This is a genomic window from Sulfurimonas hongkongensis (genome assembly GCF_000445475.1).
Lineage (GTDB): Bacteria > Campylobacterota > Campylobacteria > Campylobacterales > Sulfurimonadaceae > Sulfurimonas > Sulfurimonas hongkongensis.
In genome coordinates this window covers 56,530-75,447 of sequence record NZ_AUPZ01000010.1, presented here as the reverse complement: position 1 = coordinate 75,447, position 18,918 = coordinate 56,530, and the positions used below count along the sequence as shown (strand labels likewise).

Below are 18,918 nucleotides of genomic sequence, written 5' to 3'. Positions count from 1 at the left end.
AGACTTAAAAAAAAAAGATTTTAGGGCATAAAGCCCTAAAAATGGAGGAAGAGTAAAATGAGTTATCAATTCATTTTATTTTGGCACCAAAGGCGCCAAGAACTACAAAGAGGGGGAAGTAATGTAGTTCTTAAAAATTATCTTAACTATGCTATTAGCAAGCATAGTTTTTTATCGAAGTCGCTTATAAAGCTTGCTTTGCAGCTGCTATTGCTTCTTCATAGTTAGGCTCATTTGTAATCTCTGGAACAACTTGTTTATAAGTTACCTTTCCATCTTTACCAATTACAAAAATAACCCTTGCAGTAATACCAGCTAAAGGACCATCAGCCAAAAGCACACCGTAGTTATTAGCAAAATCCTTGTTTCTAAAGTCTGAGCAAACTTTTAAGTTTTCAATCCCAGCGGCACCGCACCATCTAGCTGCTGCAAATGGTAAATCCATAGAAACGGTAATAACTTCAACACCATCTAGCGCTGCTGCTTCGGTGTTAAATCTTCTAGTCTCAGCATCACATACACCAGTGTCAAGTGATGGTACTGCTACAACTAGTTGAACTTTACCAGTGCCACCAATTTGCTCATCTTGAAGCATTGGATCACAATTTACTACTGTAGTAACTGGTGCTGTGTCACCTACGTTTATCTCTTTACCCGCTAAATTACATACGGTGTCGTTTTTGAATGTTACTGTTGCCATTTTGGCTCCTTACGTTTTGCTTTTTTAATGATCTTTAAGTTGGACGAGAGAAGTATAAGTAAAATCGGATAAAAAAACTCTTATTTGCAAGAACTGTGTTTTTATATAAGTTTTACTTAAGTTTGCTTCTTTTGTCAGCCTTTTGCTAAATAGATTCATTCCATCTAGTCTTAGCTATATTATATACTACTTTTAGCAGAAGTACTTAACTTTTCTAAGGGAGTAAACATTTTTTTCTCGTACATCTCAAGAGCTACTCGTCCTATCATCGCAGCATTGTCTGAGCAATATTTAAACTCACTTAAAAGTAATTTTGCATTGTGAGGTTTTAGTAGTTTTTTTATCTCATCCCTTAAGTATAAGTTTGCACTGGCTCCGCCCACTATTGCAAAGGTTTTTGGACTAGTTGTTTTGAAATATTTTTTTAGTTTTTGTACTATATGCATAGTTGCGATATGTTCAAATGAAGCAGCTATATCTTTGTAGTCATCCTCACCAGCACTCTCTAATGCAACTCTAACAGCATTTTTCAGTCCTGAGTATGAAAATGCGATAAGCGGTGATTGCGAGAGCGGAATAGTAAAGTTATACCTTGTTCTATCTCCATCTTTTGCCATCTGCTCTATTATTGGACCCCCTGGATAGCCGAGATTCATCATCTTAGCAACTTTATCAAAACTCTCTCCAAAGCTATCATCCATACTCTTTGCAACAGTTTCTATGTTATGCAGGGACTTAACTTGCATTACCTGCGTATGTCCTCCTGAGACTAACAAAACAGTTAGAGGAAACTCTGCCTCTTTTTCTATAAACAAAGAGTAGATATGACCCACTAGATGATTAACTGCAATGAGTGGAATATTTAGTGCGATTGAGATAGCTTTTGCCATTGTCACACCCTCAACGAGTGTTACTGCTAAACCGGGAGTTGAAGTGACTGCTACTGCTTTAAGTTGCTCAAAATAGGGTTCTACTTGTTCTAATATCTTTGGAAGTGCCTCAGCGTGAAGTCTAGCTGCTAGCTCTGGAACAACTCCACCGTAGATGCTATGCTCTAACTCTTGAGATATTTTTTTATGAAAAAGAAGTTTTTTTGTCTCTATCTCTGTGATGGCTATCGCACTATCATCACACGAGCTCTCAATGCTTAGTATCATAAATCTTCCATATTTTAATCTTGCTTACTTGTCATTTTATCAAAACAACTCTTATATCTCTTTGTTTGTCCTACTTAAAAAGACTCTCTCTGCAAAAAAAATCAAAACTATTGCTATAACTGCGGCATAGACTATAACTATATCGCTAGATATCTTTAGTGCTATAAATGAAGCTAGAATTATTACATCAAAGATTATCGCACTTATAAGAATCAAAGCATTTGCTTTTATCTCATGTCGAAGGTGACGAAAAACTCCCCAATGAACTACAATATCCATAACTAAATAAAAAATTGCACCAAGTGATGCAATCCTACTCAAATCAAAAGATATTGTTAAAAATATAGCTATAACTACTGTGTAGGTTAGTGTATTGGTTTGAACACTTCCTAAAGAGTCAAAATGCTTATATGGTACAAGCCTCATCTCGCTTAACATCCCAAGCATACGAGAAACTGCAAAAACACTAGCGATGATTCCAGAGACTGTAGCTATGATGGCTATGATAACTGTAAAATATAGACCATAAGAGCCAAAAGCAGGCTTAGCAGCTTGAGCCAAAGCGTAATCTTTTGCAACTATAATCTCAGATAGACTAAGATTGCTAGCTACTGCCACAGCAACAAGGAAGTAAATAACCACACAAATAACTATGGAGATAATAATAGCCCTGCCAACATTTTTATGAGGATTTGTAATCTCTGAACCACTGTTTGTTATGGTTGTAAAACCTTTATAAGAGAGGATCGCTAAAGCCATTGCCCCTGTAAAGCCCAAAAGCGTAGAGTCTTGGGTCTGCGAGGCTACACTAACAAAAGAAGAATCTGCCACCCATAAACCAGCTAAGGCAAAAATAACTATACCACCTATCTTTATAGATGCCATAAAAAGAGAAAATAGCCCTATCATGAGATTTCCAGATAGGTTTAGTAAAAACGCAAAGATTAAAACCGCACTACCCAAAGCAGCTACAATCCAGCTAGAAGGAGAAATATCAAAGAGTTGTGTAGTATAAGTACCAAAGATTCTTGCAACTAGGCTCTCATTTATAACCATTGAAAAGTACATAAGAAGCCCAGATGCTGCCGTTATTGTTGTTTTTCCATATGCTTTTTGTAAAAACATTGCAATCCCACCAGCTGATGGATAAGCGTTTGCCATCTTTACATATGAGTACGCACTAAATGCAGTCACAATAGCCGCTGCTAAAAACACTAAAGGAAATAGTTCTCCTGAGAGCTCTGCTATCTGTCCAGTTAGAGCTAAGATACCAGCCCCTATCATAACATTTGTACCCATAGCAACAGCTCCAAAGAGGCTTACGCTATTTTTTTTATAATCTGAACCCTTGTGGTCATGTGCTTCTTCACTCATGATTTCAACCTTATTAATAGTAGAACCCTCTGATTCATTTATAAGCTAGATTCCGTGTTTTGACTCGGGATCCAATTTAATCATTTTTCAAAACATTCAATAAATAGTTATTATAAGGCTATTACATTAAATTTAAAAAAAACTTATACTTTTTCTGACTTCTCTATCTATCGCAAAAACATCTTCTACACTTTTTGGCATCTCATTAAATTTTTCAAAAGCTGCTATGATGGTTTTGCTGATATCCATAAAACCTATCTCTTTGTTTATAAACTTCTCTATGGCCACTTCATTTGCAGCGTTTACTACCACTCCACGAGCTGGGTTTTTAAGTAACTCTTCTTTTATCTCCCAGACTGGGTATCTGCTTTTTTCTATCTTGCGAAACTCTAGTGAGCCAACTTCTAACAAATCAACATGTTCTAATATATTTTCATTCATCTTTTTATCTAACGCATAAGCAATGGGAAGTTGCATAGATGCACGAGCAAAATGTGCAGTAGTTGAGCCATCTTTAAAATCTACAAGGGCGTGAATAAGTGACTTTGTTTCTATAATGGCATCAAACTCCATCACCCCATTTTTGCCCTCGCCAAAGAGCCATCTAGCTTCAAGTAGCTCAAATATCTTGTTTGTCATTGTTGCACTGTCTATGGTTATCTTTTGTCCCATTGACCAGTTTGGATGTTTTTGAGTGTCTGCTAAAGTCGCATTTTGAAGTTTTTTTATATCCCAATCACGAAAAGCTCCGCCAGATGCTGTTATAGTCATCCTCTTAATTTCTCTATCTTGCATAAGATACCAAAGACCAAAATGCTCACTATCTATAGGCTGAATTTTGCTCGTATCTATAAAAGCTCCACAAGCTACAAGTGACTCTTTGTTTGCCAGAGCCACTCTCTTGCCGCACTCTAGTGCCTTTAGTGTTGGGCGGAGACCTAAAAAACCAACAAGAGCATTTACAACTAAGCTCGATTTGGAGTCTTGTATAACTTTTAAAATAGCATCTGCACCTGAAAACACATTTGAGTGATTTACCTTGTCTATATCAGTGGCATCTGCGATGACAACCACTTTAGGAGAGTGCTCTAATATCTGCTTATTTAAAAGCCCAATATTGTTTCCACAAACTAAAATCTCAACACTTATATCAAACTTTTTAGCGACACAGAGCGTATTTACACCAATAGAGCCAGTTGAACCTAAAAGTATCACCTCTATACAAGTCCACGAAGAAGAACTAGCATAACAATAGCTCCAAAGAGATAGCCATCTATTCTATCTAAAATTCCGCCATGCCCTGGGAGTATGCTCCCGCTATCTTTTACGCCAGCGTTTCTCTTTAGTGAGCTCTCAAACAAGTCTCCAAAGATAGCACTAATAGCAACAACACAAGAGATTACAAAAGAGTCTGCTAGGTCAACTATACTAAGTCCTATAAACATACCAGAGGCTGTGGCAACTAAAACACCTCCAACTACACCTTCCATAGTTTTGTTTGGACTTGTCTCGCTAAAAGGAGTTTTGCCAATGCTTTTACCTACGGCATATGCTCCAATATCTGTCATAGCCACAATGCTCAGGAGCCAGAACATTGAGAGCATTCCATACTCTTGATACATGGTAAAGATAAAGAGCATTCCCGCTGTTGGGTATATAAAAGGAAAGAAATTATTCCACTTTAGCTCTTTGTCAAAAGCTACTGCACTTGCATATGCAACACCAGCTAAAACAAAAAGATCATCCCCATAAGGATAAAATGCTGCGACTATCCAGATACCAAGAGCGTAAAGAGTAAGTGAGTTGTTTTTAAGCTCAAAAAGTTTAAGAGCCTCTTTAAAAGCTAAAAGATAGACAACTCCAAGAAATGCCCACATTAGAAAAAAATTATCAATAAAACCTACAACTAGGACTACTGCAATAAGAAACAAACCCGTTATGGTTCTCTCTCTGTTTGAGCCAAGAGCCTTTAAAAATTCCATGAATCTCCTTTTGCAAGGATTATACCAAATCAGACTTTAATATCTAGTTTATGAAGAGGTGGGGATTTTTCCTCTTCATCGTCATCCTCTTTATCATCATGTTCACTTCTAGCAGTCTCTTGATCAGCCGAATTTTTTTCATGTTCACGATCAGGATCAATTTTATGGGTCTCCTCAGCTGGACGAACTTCAAGAACTTTCTCATCCTTTTCTTGCATAGCCGCTTGAGCTACCATATTTTGAAAATCTATGCGATTATTGTGAGCATTTTGTATAGAAGACGCATTCGCTGTCATCTGATTTACAAAAATAGCATTTCCGATTGCACCTACTGCCATAACCTTCTCCTTTAATTTATTTTATAAATTCAAGGGACTATTATTTAATTAGTCCCACAAAGGAACAAGTCCCTTTGTTCCGCTAGCCGCTGAGGCTACTAAAGCTTCGCCTCTCGGCGAGAGAGATTTATTTTATAAATTCAAGGGACTATTATTTAATTAGTCCCACAAAGGAACAAGTCCCTTTGTTCCGCTAGCCGCTGAGGCTACTAAAGCTTCGCCTCTCGGCGAGAGAGATTTATTTTATAAATTCAAGGGACTATTATTTAATTAGTCCCACAAAGGAACAAGTCCCTTTGTTCCGCTAGCCGCTGAGGCTACTAAAGCTTCGCCTCTCGGCGAGAGAGATTTATTTTATAAATTCAAGGGACTATTATTTAATTAGTCCCACAAAGGAACAAGTCCCTTTGTTCCGCTAGCCGCTGAGGCTACTAAAGCTTCGCCTCTCGGCGAGAGAGATTTATTTCATAAATTCAAGGGACTATTATTTAATTAGTCCCACAAAGGAACAAGTCCCTTTGTTGCAAGAGTGTGAAATAACTATAGTTTTTTCGGAAGTGGGATTTCAGTCCCGCAAAATAGGCAAGGCTCATCGTGGAGAATGCCATTAGTTAGCATTCCTAGAAGCCTCACTTCCAAGTTACCTCACATCCACCTCTATGGTTTTGTACTTATTGTAAAGAACATTTGCACCATTTTGTATTGTAACTTCTCGTCTTGGAGTATAATCGACCAAAAACTTATCTTTTTGAGCTGTGCTAAACTCTACACATAGTTTTGCAGCTTCATGTATAATATTTTGTGGCACGTTTTGCTTGTCTGTTGTTATGATGAGATGTGCTGATGGTCTATCTTTCATATGAATCCAGATATCTTTTGCCTTTGCAAGTCTTAATAGCTCTATATTGCCTTTTTCATTTTTACCTAGCTGGACTTTATAGCCCTCTATCCAAAACGACTCTATGGAGTCACTCATTTTAAATTTTTTTGTCTGAACCTGTTTTGGAAACAAAAGCTCTAGTTTTGCCATATCCTTAGCATCTTCAACTATGGCAATAAAGAGTTTTGTATGCTCTATTTTAGAAAGGATTGATGTCCGTTCAATGTGTGAGTGCAGAGCTTTTTGTTTTGCTTTTTTACTTTTTTTAAAGAGTGCTTGTGCCATAAATGCTGGATTTGAGAACTCTTTTGCAAACTCAATCTCCACAAGACTTCCATCATAGTCTTGTAGCTCTACCTTTCTTTGATATGCTTTAATATTATGTAAATTTGATAAGATTAAGTTTCCTTGATGCTCAGCTATTTGTGCCTCTTGAGCTAGCTTTGTCTCATCTTCAAGTGTGGCTTGAAGTTTTTGAAGCTTTTGAAGCTTTTTATTTAGAACTAAAAGTTTTTGTTTTTTAAGACTATTTAACTTTGCATCTAGCTCTTTTTTGTACTCATCATACAAAAACTTCTCAACATCATCTAAGGGGTACTCTTTTGGAGTATATGGAGCTGATGGAGGGCTTAGGAGTTTTTGCCCTACTTTTACCTCACGAAAGGAGGAGAAGATATCAACGTGTCGCAGGGCTTCTAGAACTATTTGCTCTTCATCATAAATAATGACATTTGTGTACTTTCCAGTAAATTCAAACTGTAGATAAGTTATCTCCTCTTTGTAAGCCGAGGCTACGGAGGTTTTAAACCTTAAGATCTTATCATCATCCACAAGTTCTACATCTAAAATATTTGCACGATTAAATCGCTTTGCTAAGACAACATCAAAGGGTGCATTATAGACTTTGGAGCGAGTATAAGAGTCGCATTTAAATATCTTGGAGTTTGAGCGTTGCATCTCAAAGTAAACCTCATCATCTCTATCAAATGCTATTTTTATGATAGTATTGTTTACTCTATATATCGCCGAGATTTTTTGAAAGCTTGCAAGGTAGTCTTTTATCTGTTTTAGGTGTGAGTATTTCATAAGAGCTATTCTAGCAAATATAAAACAACTTTAAGTGCATCACTTATATAATGTTTGGTAATGGCAGGAACAAACTATGAAACATAAAATCATTCACAGACTAAAAAACATCCGCTCTAGCATCTTAACGCCCATAGCTTTTCTACTGATGGCTATTTTTGTAGTTCTGTTTTTTTATGTACCTTATATTGCAGAGAAAAATATTGTAGACATAGCTAAAGAAGGCTCCATCATAGTTTTAGCTCTTGTCGCATATACAAGTTATATTCTTATAAAAAGAGAAAAGAGACTACAAGAGGCAAACGATAAACTAGAAAAAAAACTAAAAAACATCCTCTTAGATTTTGATAAAAATGTTATAGCCTCTACTACTGATATAGATGGAAATATCGTCTATGCGAGTGAACTTTTTTGCAAGCTCTCAGGCTATAAAAAAGAAGAACTCATAGGTAAGAGCCATAAGCTTATAAAACACAATGATATGCCAAAGGCTATGTACAAAGAGATGCTAAAGACCACAAACGCAGGAAAAACTTGGAGAGGAGAGATAAAAAACTCCACTAAAGATGGCGGTTTTTACTGGGTAGATGCTATAGTCTCACCTGTATTAAATGAATATGGTGAAATTATAGAGTACAACTCCATAAGGCAAGATATTACTAGTAAAAAGGAGCTAGAGAGTCTAAACGAATCGCTAAAAGAGAAGATTGAACAAGCCATAAAAGAGACTCAAGAAAAAGAGCAATATATGCTCAAACAGAGTAAAATGGCTCAAATGGGAGAGATGCTAAGCATGATAGCCCATCAGTGGCGACAACCATTAGCAGCCATCTCTTCGACTGCATCTTCGCTTGAAGTAAGGATGATTTTAAAAGATATTGATTTAGAGACCCTTAAAAGCGGTATAAAAGATATTCAAGCTTACTCTCAGCATCTAAGTTCAACCATAAATGACTTTAGAAATTTTTTTATAGACTCTAAGGTTCTGACAAAAACAAGTTTTAAAGCTATCTTGGACAAAACAATTTTGATAGCAAAAACTTCTCTTGATAAACGAGACATCATCATAAGAGTTCAAAACAAGTTTGAAGATGAATTTTGTATCTATAGAAATGAGTTTGAACAAGTTGTGCTAAATCTTATAAAAAATGCAGAAGATGCCATAGTAGAAGATGGTATCGACAATGGTCTTATAGAGATAAAAACTTATAAACTAAATGACAAGGCTATCTTTGAAATTTATGATAATGCTAGGGGTATAGATAATGAGCTAATGGATAAAATCTTTGATCCATACTTCTCAACAAAAACTAAAAAAAATGGAACAGGGCTTGGTCTATATATGAGTAAAATCATAATAGAAAACCACTGCTATGGAACCCTTGAGGCCTTTAACACTTTCGAAGGTGCTATGTTTAGAATAACTTTAGATCCTAATAAGTTTACTGCTTGTGAGTGATCCTATCTAAAGTAGGCTCCGGCTTTGCAATGAAGTAACCTTGTGCAAAATCGACTTCACACTCTTTGATAATCTGGTATGTCTCTTCATCTTCTACGAACTCAGCAATAATCTTAATATCCAAAGTTTTTGCAAAGTTTACTATGGCTTTTAAGATATTTTTACTCTTTTTATCTAGTTTTAACTCTTTTATAAAAACACCATCTACTTTTATAAAATCAAAATTCATGCCCATAAGTTTACTAAAGTTTGAGTCATTGACTCCAAAGTCATCTATGGCTATCTTAAAGCCCATCTCTCTTAGAGCGTCTATCTCTTTAGTGATTTTTGCATAGTCTTTTGCAAGAGTGATGCTCTCTTTTATCTCAAAAATAATCCTCTTAGCATCTATCTTATAAAACTCAAGTTTTTCTTTTAAAAACTTACAAAGGTAGCCATCAAGCAAATCCCTCTCTGTAATATTTATAGAAAATTCATACTCTTTATCTCTAAAAAAATCAAAGCTTTTATTTATCATGACTTTAGTTATAGAGGTCATAAGCCCTAATTTTTCTGCTGGTTTTATAAAATGAAAAGGAAGGATGATGCTATCTTCCAACACTCCGCGAGCTAGGACTTCATACTTTTTTATCTTTTTAGTTTTTATATCTACGATGGGCTGAAAATAAGGCTCTATCATATCTTGCAAAATAAGCTCTCTGGTGATTTTGAGGTACTTTATAGCCTCTTTTTCATCCTTAAAAGAGCTGTTGTTTTCATCAAAAATCTCATAATGCCTACTTCCTAAGTCTTTAGATGTATCTAGTGCGTATTCACTATTTATGAGTGTGTCTGCTACATTTTCTTGTACAGTTGAGATGCCAATGTTAAAAGTGATATGAAGTTCTACCTCATCTATTTTTACATTTTTATTATCAAAAAAAGCAACTATTTGCTTGCAATACTCATGTAACTCTTCAAGTGAAGTCTCACGAAGAAGTATGACAAACCTGTCTGACTCTACCTTATATAGTTTAGCTCTTTTATGTATGTGATGTTCTAATATTCGTGCTGTTTTTGATAAAACTTGGTTGGAGAAAACCTTTCCATACTCTTTGTTGATGGTTGAAAAGTTAGACATATCCAAAAGAAGAAGATAGTCATAATCCCCTTCATGCATGTCAATCTGGAGCTTTTGAGCGTTTGGCAATTCTGTATAGTACTCTTGGTAACACATACGCCTTAACTCTAGTGTTTTTTCTTCTACTTTTTGCTCTAGGTTATTTTTATACTCTGCTAAAGATTTCTCTAACATAATCTTCTTTACTACTTTAGAGATGATAGTATAAAACTGCTCAAGCTCAACAGGTTTTAGTATATATCCATCAACTCCATACTTGATGCTTTGCACAAAGTAGTCTTTATCATCATGTGCTGAGAGTATCAAGATGGGAATATAAGTATCTACGACTCTGATTTTTCGGATAAGTTCTATACCGTTTAGTTTTGGCATGTTTATATCTGTAATGATTAAGTCATACTCTTTTAGTTCTGTTTTTGCGAAAGCTTGCTCACCATCTACTGCTGTATCGATTTTTAAAAAAAATGTCTCTAAAAAATTTAGAGTAGACTCTCTGGCTTTCTTGTCATCTTCAACATATAGTAGGTTTAACTTTTTAGTGCTCTTTATCAACTCATCAAACTGTTCTTTATCCATCTGTTTTTCCAACTGTGATATTTAATGTCCATGTATTCTAACTTATAAAAACAAAATTGCGATTTAAAGCGAAAGCTTAAAGCTATTTGACTACAATTAGACAAAAATTCAGATAAAAGATATTAGCACGACATGCAACCTAAAGGTTTTGGAAGTTATTACTTCTCACTAGCAGCCATACAAGCACATGCCTCAGAGCAAAAACTCATAGCGATGTTTTCATCTGCATCTACTCTAGATGGCAAACCGCTAACCATAAAAATAACCTCTCCTCCGGCACTTTAATTTTAAAACAACTATAAAAACATTAAAATTAAGGATACCCATTCACATGAAAAAAGATATAAAACTCTCATTAATCCTAGTTGCTCTTATGAGCTTGCTTCAAGCAGACACTACAAACAGTGTAGTCTTAGAACCACTTAGTGTTACTTCAACTGCCATAAAAACAGATGAGTTAAGATCTACTGATGCAGTAGAGATTTATACACAAGAAGATATAGAGAAAGCTCATGCTCAAAATATCTATGAGTTTTTAAACTCTCACACCTCTGTCATAGCTACTCCGAGTTATGGAAATCCATTTACCCAAAAACTAGATATGAGAGGCTTTGGTAACAATGGATATCAAAATATAGTTGTAACCATAAATGGTCGTAAGTTAAACAACATAGATGGTGTGCCTCAGCTACTCTCTTCTATATCTCCATCATCTGTTAGTCGTATAGAGATTATAAAATCTAGCGGAATTGTTCTAGGCGGAGATGGTGCAAATGCTGGTGTTATCAACATCGTTACAAAGCAAAACAATGACAAAGAAGTCTCTTTTTATCTAGGGGCTTACGGTGTGGCTGATGCCTCTTTTTTCGTAGGTCACACAGATGAAAAACTATCTATCTCAGCAAGTGGTGAAGCACAAAAAAACAGTGGAACAAGAGAGATAGACAGCGATGGAAATAGAGATAAAAATAAGTTCTCAACAGCTAGTCTAAACCTCTCTTACAGAGTTACTGATGATTTAGAGCTAAGTCTTGGAGCTGCATTTACAAGAACAGATGTTTTTTACGCTGGAGCTATGACAAAAGATCAATATGATAACAACCCAATGCAAAAGGGTTTTGGAAGTATCTCTCATCAACAATACGATAGCGATGCTCTAGATGCTGGGGTTGAGTACTTTATAAATGATAAACTATCACTAAAGGCAAATGCCTCACAAGAGAAAAAGAAGTCCATCTACCTACCTCCTTCTTGGCCATATGAAGCAAATTATGAGTACAGGTCACTCTTGGCATCTATCAATTATGCTAGCGATGATTTATCTCTTAAAGTTGGTGTTGATGGCTTTGATGGCGATAGAAAAAGCTCAAATAACACAACTAGTAAAAATAACAAAGCTGCTTACACTATGACTAACTACAGAGTAGGCAACTCAAGCTTTAAAGCAGGCTACAGGTTTGAAAATGTAGAGTATGTTTACGATAGTGGCATAACTAACTTAAAGCAAGATGACAATCTTCATGGCGCGGAGTTAGGATATAACTACCTAATCGATAAAGAGAGTTCTATCTTTGTAAACTACACTCACTCATTTCAAGCTCCTGATATTGATAGATTTTTCAGCTTTAATGGAACTTTTAATGATTTTATAGAACCTGCAAAAGTCGATACATACTCTCTTGGCTATAACAACATAAGTAAGAGCAATAAGTTTAAAATCTCCCTCTATTATGCTGATTTAAAAGATGAGATTTATATGCAACCCATTACATTTAAAAATACAAATATAGACAAGTCATACAAATATGGAGTTGATTTGTATGATAAATATATCATTAACCCAGAGTTTAGCGTAGCACTAAACTATAACTATGTTCAAGCTATCATTGATGAAGAAAAAGAGGGAGAGAGTGACTACTCAGGCAACAAACTCCCAGGTGTCTCTAACCACAACATAAAAGCTACACTAAGCTACACTCCAAATAAACCTACAACTATCTATCTAACTCAAAGTTACCGCTCTAAAGCTTACGCTGCAGATGACTTTAACAACAACTTCTCTCAAAAGCAAGATGCTTACATGAGTACAGATATCTCTATCACTTATACAAAAGAGTCTTGGGAAGTTTTTGCTAAAATAAACAATCTTTTTAACCAAAAAAATGGTTTATGGATATATGATGATGCCATCTACCCTGTAAACTTCACAACAACAGCTTTGGCTGGATTTAAACTAATATACTAAAAAGGAGAGGCTCATCAAAGCTCTTATATTAACTCTGTCTTTCTTTGGGAAGTGGGACTTTAGTCCCGCAAAAAGGGCGAGGCTGAAGCCTCACTTCCGAGATATTAAAACATGAGAATATTAATACTCATACTACTATCACTCTTAACATTAAGCGCGACAGAGAGGGTCATCTCTCTTAGCCCATCCATCACAGAGATAGTCTATGCACTTCAAAAAGGCGATAAGCTTGTAGGAACCTCTAGCTACTCTTTGTACCCAAAAGAGGCACAAAAACTCCCCATTGTGGGAAACTACTCAAGTCCACACCTAGAGAAGATTTTAGAGTTAAATCCTAGCATAGTCATCGGAGAAGATTTTAACCAAAACACACTCAAAAAACTAAAACACTTTGGTATAACAACACTAACACTAAGGCTAAAAACTATAACAGATATAAAAAACTCTATAGAAAAACTAGCCAAAACTATAGACTCAAATGAGGCAAAAAAACTTATAAAAGATATAGATGATGCTGTAAAAAAAGCGCATAGAAGTCAAAACCCTCATAGCGTTATGATAGTTTATGGTCTTAGAGAAGAGTTGAGTTCATCGACCTATATTGCTGGAAAAGATATCTTTTTTGAAGATATCATCAAGCTTAGCGGAAATACAAACGCTTACACTGCAACATCTACAAGCCAACCAGTCTTAAACTATGAAAACATCATAGCACTAAACCCTGAGCAGATTATCATACTTCACTCACATGCAACCGAGCCAAATGTAGATGTAAAAAAGGCGCTCAAAGCTTGGCATGCTATCCCTACAAAAGCTTCAAAAAACGGTAATATCTCTGTTGTTGATGAAGACTATCTACACATTCCATCTCATCGTATAGCACTCACCATAAAAGTTCTCTCAAACGAGATGCACAAAAATTATAATGCAGGAGATTGAAATATGCAGACATTAAATATATTTACAAATGAACCAGACTCACTTCCAAAGGGAAAAGCTGACTTCTTGCTAGCTGCATCTGTTACAAGAACTTGCGAGATAGAGGGCATCACTCAAGCTGGAATACCTGGTAAAATCCCTCTGACTCCAACTCTAGATGCCGAGTTTATAACAAATGAAAAAGTATTTTCCATGCCAGAACTGGCGGAGACTCCAAAGGGTGTTCCAACTCCAGCCCTTATCACAAGAGCGGTTCATAACCTAACTCCATACTCAAGCATTGAAGTTTTAAACCTTGGTTTAGATGTCATCCCTCAAAATACTCCCCTTTTAAACTTTAACATCTCTCCATCAGACTCGATTGCATCTGGAGCAGGAATAGATGCAAGAGCTGTGTTTGAGAAAGGAATGATTGCAGGAAAAAACTACGAGCTAAAGGGAAACTACCTCATCTTAGCAGAGAGCACTCCAAGTGGGACAACAACAGCCGCAACTACTGCTCTTGCCTTAGGATATGATTGTAGAGATGATTTTTCTTCAAGCTTTTTAGATTCTCCTGATTCTATTAAAGAAAAAACTATAGATGCGGCTCTTTTGCTTATAAATGATGAGATGAACAACTTTGAAAAACTCTCTTTAGTTAGCGATAATATGCTTATCTTTTGTGCTGGTTTTTTACTCGAAGCTTCAAGAAGATTTCATGTTATTTTAGCAGGAGGAACGCAGATGGCGGCTTGTCTGCTCGTAGCAGATGCACTCAAAGAGGATGTTTTGATGCGCGTTAAAAGTGAAAATATCACACTTGCAACTACCTCGTGGGTGGTAAATGACAAAGACTCAGACATCAAGCATATACTCTCGCATCTTAGCTACGCTCCTCACGCCATTTATACAAGTTTTTCTTTCGCAGATGCAGAGATAGAAGTACTAAAGCTGTACGATAAGGGGGAGGCAAAAGAGGGTGCAGGAGCAGGCGGAGCACTTGCTTACGCCAATGCAAACGGTATAACAAACAGGGAACTTTTAGAGAAAATCGAGCTTCTAATATATGGGATGTAAAAAATGAAAACTCTATTTATCGGTGGTATAAAAAGTGGCAAATCTATAAACGCCCAAAACTATATACTAAATATCAAAAGTGAGACTTCAGCCAACGCTAACCAATGGCATTCTCCACTATGTGTACCGCAAATAAGCGAGGCTAAAGCCTCACCTCCAAATGCCAACAAACCTATATATCTTGCTACAACAGAGTTTATAGATGCAGGCATGAAAGAACGCATAGATGCTCATAAACTTAGTAGAGGCGATGACTTTGTAACTATAGAAGAGCCTCTTAAGATTTTTGAAGCCATTAAAACTAACAAAAACCCTGTGTTAGTTGAGTGTGTTAGCATGTGGATAAACAATATGTTTTATCATGGCTTTAACTTTGAAGATATGCAAAAGGAGATTGAGCAAATTTTACAACTTGAGCAAAGAGTAGTCTTTGTTATAAATGATGTTGGATGCTCAGTTATACCTGATAACAAACTAGCACGCGATTTTATAGATGCAAGCGGGAAATTGTCCCAACTCATAGCAAGCAGATGCGACGAGGTTTACCATACCATTGCTGGCATCTCTACGAGGATAAAATGAAAAACTTTTTTAAAGGTTTCTCCCTTGCTGTCTCAATGCTTACAAGTGTTCCCTTTTTCAAAGTTCACGATTTTAACAGAGGCATCAACGGTTATGCAGTTTTGTTTTACCCTCTTGTTGGTTTTTTACTAGGTCTCATTTTATGGGGCGCTCACGCACTTTTAGATGGACATTTACCAGACTTGCATCTAGGCATCATCATCTTTACTCTTTGGGTTATCCTCACAGGAGCCTTGCATCTAGATGGATTAAGTGACACCATAGATGGGCTTTTTGTCTCAAAAGAAAAAGCCATAGAAGTTATGAAAGATCCAAATACTGGTGGAATGGGTATGATTTTTACTGCTACTTTTTTAATCCTAAAAGCTTCATCTTTATCTGTCTTTGATGCTTTTTATCTTCTGCCTGTAGTTCTTCTTCTTTCTCGTTTTAACGCTGTTTTAGCCATCTATCTTTTTCCCTATATCTCTCAAAATGGCATGGGAACTTTAGCAAAAGAGGAACTAAAAAGCTCTCAAGCCTTCATGGCTTTTATCTATGTAGCACTTCTTAGCATCCAAACGCTTGGTTTGTTTGTTTTAAGTTTGTTTGTTTTGTTTGTTATCAAATCTTTTTTTGTAAAGAGATATGGTGGTTTTAGTGGAGATATCTACGGTTTTACTATAGAAGTAACTGAACTTATCCTACTAAATGCCATCTTACTTGGCATCGCTTCATGACTATCACTTTAGTTCGCCATGCAGAAGTTGAGGAAAAATATATAGGATGCTATAACGGTCACATAGATATTGGCCTATCTTCCAAAGGTTATGCAGATGCCAAAGAGCTAGAAAAGCACTTTAAGGCGTCTGAGTTTGATGCTATATATTGCTCAGATTTAAAAAGAGCAAAAGAGACTTTAAAAGAGTTTATAAAGGGCGATAATGCCATCTACACTAAAGAGCTAAGAGAGAAGTCATGGGGCGAATATGAAGGCATGAGTTTTGATGAGATTTCTACAAACTTAAAGTATATAAACTTCAAACAGTGGACAGATGCACTTGGTGGCGAACCTATAGAGGAGTTTATCTCAAGAGTTGAAAAGTTTTTTTTCGAGTATCTCCCAGCACTAAAAAAAGAGAATGTTTTAGTAGTTACTCACAGCGGAGTCATAAAAACATTTTTGCATCTACTAAAAGGCATAAGCCTAGAAGAGGCCTTTTGTCTCTGTGTGCCTTACGCATCCTTTGTTTCATATGATAAGATAGTAGATAAAAAAGATAAAAATCATGCTTGAAGAGACTTTTAAAAATATAGACCATACTGATGCGGAGTGTGAAAGTAAACTTAAAGAGATGATAAAACTAGACTCACTAAGCATTAAATATCATGATAAAGTTATACTAGATAATATTTCACTTAAAATAGATGGGCATCTAAATATCTTAGGGGCAAATGGTAGTGGAAAAAGTACACTTGCAAGAGCTATTTGTGGGCTTACCCAATATGATGGAGAGATTTATATAGATGGGCGAAACATTAAAGAGTTGTCTCTAAAGCAAAGAGCGAAACTGCTTACTTATATACCTACTAAACTAGAAGTTTATGATGAGTTTATAAGCGTAGAAGAGTTTGTGCTTTTGAGTAGATTTACCTACAAAGACAGTTTTTTTGACTACTCTAGCAATGATAAGAAGATAGCTAAAAACACCCTAGAGTTTTTAAATATCTCACACCTTGCCTCTCACCCTCTTAGCTCTCTTAGTTCTGGTGAAGCACAGCTTGTCTCCTTGGCATCTTCACTTGTAGCACAGAGCAGAATCATTATCCTTGATGAGCCAACTGCAAACCTTGATCCAAAGAATGCAAAAACAATAGCCAAACATATAAAAGGCTTAAAAGAGTATCACCAAATCATCCTAATCACACATGATTTAGAGCTTGCATCTTACATCAACTCGCCAACGCTTTTTTTAAAAGATTTTAGTGCCTCTTACTATGAAAAATATGATGAGTTTTATAATGAGGCTAGACTAGAAGAGCTTTATGGAACCAGCTTTGATGGTTTGGCGGTGCGATATGATTAGATTTTTTATCTGGACTTTTTTACTGTTTGTGCTTTTAGTCTCTGGTTTTGTTGGTGCTATCTATCTTGACTTTAGTGAAGTTTTTAAAAATGACACTCTCGCACACTCTATCTTTTTTGAGCTAAGACTCCCTCGTGTTATCTTTGCATTTGCAGCTGGAGCCATACTGTCCCTTTGTGGGCTTTTATACCAATCTCTCTTTAGAAATGCACTTATGACGCCCTACACTCTTGGAGTCTCAAGCGGTGCAATTTTAGGTGCTGGAATTGCCATAAAACTCGGTCTTGGAAGCTTGGCTTTTGGCATCGCTTCCATCAGCCTCTTTGGTTTTTTCGGGGCGATGCTGAGTGTACTTTTACTTCTCTACTTAGCAAGGTTTTTAAAGCACTCTCATTTTGAGTCACTTCTGCTTCTAGGAATTGCCCTCTCACTCTTTTACACATCTGCACTAATGATAATTTTTTATCTAGGAAGTGCGTTGCAAAACGATATGCTTCTTCGTTTTAGCATGGGTTCACTCTCCATCATCGGCTGGGTACATCCCGTAACTCTTAGCATCATAGCTATTTTTTTATTTGTATCTATTTTTGCTTACAGACACGAACTACAACTTCTTAGCATCTCTGATGAGGGGGCAAAACTAAGAGGAGTTGATACAAAAAAAGTCACACTTTTACTTCTTCTTATCTCATCTTTTGCTATTGGTGTTCTTGTAAGTGTGAGTGGACCTATCGGCTTTGTAGGGCTTATAGTTCCTCATATAGTTGCAAAACTTTATAAAGAGCCGATAAACAAACGCATCACAAAAACGGCTCTGTTTGGTGGATTTTTCTTAGTTTTTTGCGACACTATAACAAGGGCTATCCCATCTCAAAGTGAACTACCTATTGGTATCATAACAGCACTAATAGGTGGACCATTTTTTATATATCTCATCATTAGTAGAAGTAAGGGTTAGGGTTTAATTTCTATACTTAGTGTTGTTGTGTGGATTATCTCATCACATTTAATGCCATCGCCCTTTTGAGAGTAGGATGCTGTAATCTTTTCAAACCCAGCCTCTTTCATCTCAACACTCGCATATCCATCTCTACCTCTCTTAGCGATAACTCAAAAGAAGCATTAAAAGACTTTATTGCATCATTTTCTGTCCATAATACAAGGCCGCTATATTAGCTACTAGCGTGCTACAAAAGGCCAAAATTGTCAATATTTTTTTATTCATAGTGCTATTATCTCTTGTTTATAGTAAAAAGGCTATAAAACAATTATTTTTAGCTAAAAAGTGATAAACTTCTTATCAAAATAAGACATTTACTCACCATCTGTAAAAAGATGAAACGATCAAAATATAA

18 protein-coding genes are annotated in these 18,918 nt (G+C 36.1%); 10 read left to right on the top strand and 8 right to left on the bottom strand.

The window, feature by feature from the left end; genetic code table 11:
* Positions 1–184: 184 nt before the first annotated feature.
* The 7 genes from tpx to M947_RS19850 form a co-directional block, all read right to left on the bottom strand.
* Entirely contained in the window at positions 185–700 is a 516-nt protein-coding gene (gene tpx / locus M947_RS19880; RefSeq protein ID WP_021287889.1) for a thiol peroxidase, read from the bottom strand.
* Between the two features lie 179 nt (positions 701–879).
* Positions 880–1,857 (bottom strand): tRNA (adenosine(37)-N6)-threonylcarbamoyltransferase complex transferase subunit TsaD, encoded by a 978-nt coding sequence (gene tsaD / locus M947_RS19875; RefSeq protein WP_021287888.1) that lies wholly within the window; start codon positions 1,855–1,857, stop codon positions 880–882.
* 51 nt (positions 1,858–1,908) lie between these two features.
* On the bottom strand, positions 1,909–3,231 hold the full coding sequence (locus M947_RS19870) for an APC family permease (RefSeq protein WP_021287887.1): 1,323 nt from the start codon (positions 3,229–3,231) through the stop codon (positions 1,909–1,911).
* A gap of 132 nt (positions 3,232–3,363) precedes the next feature.
* Positions 3,364–4,446, bottom strand: coding sequence for a 1-deoxy-D-xylulose-5-phosphate reductoisomerase (gene dxr / locus M947_RS19865; protein ID WP_021287886.1), 1,083 nt, complete (start codon positions 4,444–4,446; stop codon positions 3,364–3,366).
* A 2-nt stretch (positions 4,447–4,448) separates the two neighbouring features.
* Complete coding sequence (locus M947_RS19860) at positions 4,449–5,213, bottom strand: phosphatidate cytidylyltransferase (protein ID WP_021287885.1); 765 nt, start codon at positions 5,211–5,213, stop codon at positions 4,449–4,451.
* A gap of 29 nt (positions 5,214–5,242) precedes the next feature.
* Positions 5,243–5,551 (bottom strand): hypothetical protein, encoded by a 309-nt coding sequence (locus tag M947_RS19855; RefSeq protein ID WP_021287884.1) that lies wholly within the window; start codon positions 5,549–5,551, stop codon positions 5,243–5,245.
* Positions 5,552–6,191: 640 nt separating this feature from the next.
* Positions 6,192–7,517: an NFACT RNA binding domain-containing protein gene (locus M947_RS19850; protein WP_021287883.1), complete on the bottom strand. Its 1,326-nt coding sequence runs from the start codon at positions 7,515–7,517 to the stop codon at positions 6,192–6,194.
* 76 nt (positions 7,518–7,593) lie between these two features.
* On the opposite strand from M947_RS19850, the gene M947_RS23270 reads away from it, so the two are divergent.
* Positions 7,594–8,976, top strand: a complete 1,383-nt coding sequence (locus M947_RS23270; RefSeq protein WP_021287882.1) for a PAS domain-containing sensor histidine kinase — start codon at positions 7,594–7,596, stop codon at positions 8,974–8,976.
* Here the strand turns inward: M947_RS23270 and M947_RS19845 are convergent.
* Complete coding sequence (locus M947_RS19845) at positions 8,960–10,672, bottom strand: EAL domain-containing response regulator (RefSeq protein WP_021287881.1); 1,713 nt, start codon at positions 10,670–10,672, stop codon at positions 8,960–8,962. The genes M947_RS23270 and M947_RS19845 overlap by 17 nt on opposite strands.
* Positions 10,673–10,804: 132 nt before the next feature.
* Between M947_RS19845 and M947_RS23630 the strand changes: the two genes are divergently transcribed.
* The 9 genes from M947_RS23630 to M947_RS19805 all read left to right on the top strand — a co-directional run bounded on the left by M947_RS23630 (position 10,805) and on the right by M947_RS19805 (position 18,521).
* Positions 10,805–10,957: a hypothetical protein gene (locus M947_RS23630; protein WP_021287880.1), complete on the top strand. Its 153-nt coding sequence runs from the start codon at positions 10,805–10,807 to the stop codon at positions 10,955–10,957.
* 46 nt (positions 10,958–11,003) lie between these two features.
* Positions 11,004–12,917: a TonB-dependent receptor gene (locus M947_RS19840; RefSeq protein WP_021287879.1), complete on the top strand. Its 1,914-nt coding sequence runs from the start codon at positions 11,004–11,006 to the stop codon at positions 12,915–12,917.
* Between the two features lie 111 nt (positions 12,918–13,028).
* Positions 13,029–13,856: an ABC transporter substrate-binding protein gene (locus M947_RS19835; protein ID WP_021287878.1), complete on the top strand. Its 828-nt coding sequence runs from the start codon at positions 13,029–13,031 to the stop codon at positions 13,854–13,856.
* 3 nt (positions 13,857–13,859) lie between these two features.
* Positions 13,860–14,915 (top strand): nicotinate-nucleotide--dimethylbenzimidazole phosphoribosyltransferase family protein, encoded by a 1,056-nt coding sequence (locus tag M947_RS19830; RefSeq protein ID WP_021287877.1) that lies wholly within the window; start codon positions 13,860–13,862, stop codon positions 14,913–14,915.
* 3 nt (positions 14,916–14,918) lie between these two features.
* Positions 14,919–15,497, top strand: a complete 579-nt coding sequence (locus tag M947_RS19825) for a bifunctional adenosylcobinamide kinase/adenosylcobinamide-phosphate guanylyltransferase (RefSeq protein WP_021287876.1) — start codon at positions 14,919–14,921, stop codon at positions 15,495–15,497.
* Complete coding sequence (locus M947_RS19820) at positions 15,494–16,216, top strand: adenosylcobinamide-GDP ribazoletransferase (protein WP_021287875.1); 723 nt, start codon at positions 15,494–15,496, stop codon at positions 16,214–16,216. The genes M947_RS19825 and M947_RS19820 overlap by 4 nt, the downstream gene beginning before the upstream one ends.
* On the top strand, positions 16,213–16,773 hold the full coding sequence (locus M947_RS19815; RefSeq protein WP_021287874.1) for a histidine phosphatase family protein: 561 nt from the start codon (positions 16,213–16,215) through the stop codon (positions 16,771–16,773). The genes M947_RS19820 and M947_RS19815 overlap by 4 nt, the downstream gene beginning before the upstream one ends.
* Positions 16,766–17,563: an ABC transporter ATP-binding protein gene (locus M947_RS19810; protein ID WP_021287873.1), complete on the top strand. Its 798-nt coding sequence runs from the start codon at positions 16,766–16,768 to the stop codon at positions 17,561–17,563. Before M947_RS19815 ends, M947_RS19810 begins: the two co-directional genes overlap by 8 nt.
* Complete coding sequence (locus M947_RS19805; protein ID WP_021287872.1) at positions 17,556–18,521, top strand: FecCD family ABC transporter permease; 966 nt, start codon at positions 17,556–17,558, stop codon at positions 18,519–18,521. The genes M947_RS19810 and M947_RS19805 overlap by 8 nt, the downstream gene beginning before the upstream one ends.
* The last annotated feature ends 397 nt before the right edge of the window (positions 18,522–18,918 follow it).

Coding starts and splice junctions, on each gene's coding strand:
- tpx (WP_021287889.1), bottom strand. CDS start 700: ATGGCAACAGTAACATTCAAAAACGACACCGTATGTAATTTAGCGGGT.
- tsaD (WP_021287888.1), bottom strand. CDS start 1,857: ATGATACTAAGCATTGAGAGCTCGTGTGATGATAGTGCGATAGCCATC.
- M947_RS19870 (WP_021287887.1), bottom strand. CDS start 3,231: ATGAGTGAAGAAGCACATGACCACAAGGGTTCAGATTATAAAAAAAAT.
- M947_RS19860 (WP_021287885.1), bottom strand. CDS start 5,213: ATGGAATTTTTAAAGGCTCTTGGCTCAAACAGAGAGAGAACCATAACG.
- M947_RS19855 (WP_021287884.1), bottom strand. CDS start 5,551: ATGGCAGTAGGTGCAATCGGAAATGCTATTTTTGTAAATCAGATGACA.
- M947_RS19850 (WP_021287883.1), bottom strand. CDS start 7,517: ATGAAATACTCACACCTAAAACAGATAAAAGACTACCTTGCAAGCTTT.
- M947_RS23270 (WP_021287882.1), top strand. CDS start 7,594: ATGAAACATAAAATCATTCACAGACTAAAAAACATCCGCTCTAGCATC.
- M947_RS19845 (WP_021287881.1), bottom strand. CDS start 10,672: ATGGATAAAGAACAGTTTGATGAGTTGATAAAGAGCACTAAAAAGTTA.
- M947_RS23630 (WP_021287880.1), top strand. CDS start 10,805: ATGCAACCTAAAGGTTTTGGAAGTTATTACTTCTCACTAGCAGCCATA.
- M947_RS19840 (WP_021287879.1), top strand. CDS start 11,004: ATGAAAAAAGATATAAAACTCTCATTAATCCTAGTTGCTCTTATGAGC.
- M947_RS19835 (WP_021287878.1), top strand. CDS start 13,029: ATGAGAATATTAATACTCATACTACTATCACTCTTAACATTAAGCGCG.
- M947_RS19830 (WP_021287877.1), top strand. CDS start 13,860: ATGCAGACATTAAATATATTTACAAATGAACCAGACTCACTTCCAAAG.
- M947_RS19825 (WP_021287876.1), top strand. CDS start 14,919: ATGAAAACTCTATTTATCGGTGGTATAAAAAGTGGCAAATCTATAAAC.
- M947_RS19820 (WP_021287875.1), top strand. CDS start 15,494: ATGAAAAACTTTTTTAAAGGTTTCTCCCTTGCTGTCTCAATGCTTACA.
- M947_RS19815 (WP_021287874.1), top strand. CDS start 16,213: ATGACTATCACTTTAGTTCGCCATGCAGAAGTTGAGGAAAAATATATA.
- M947_RS19810 (WP_021287873.1), top strand. CDS start 16,766: ATGCTTGAAGAGACTTTTAAAAATATAGACCATACTGATGCGGAGTGT.
- M947_RS19805 (WP_021287872.1), top strand. CDS start 17,556: ATGATTAGATTTTTTATCTGGACTTTTTTACTGTTTGTGCTTTTAGTC.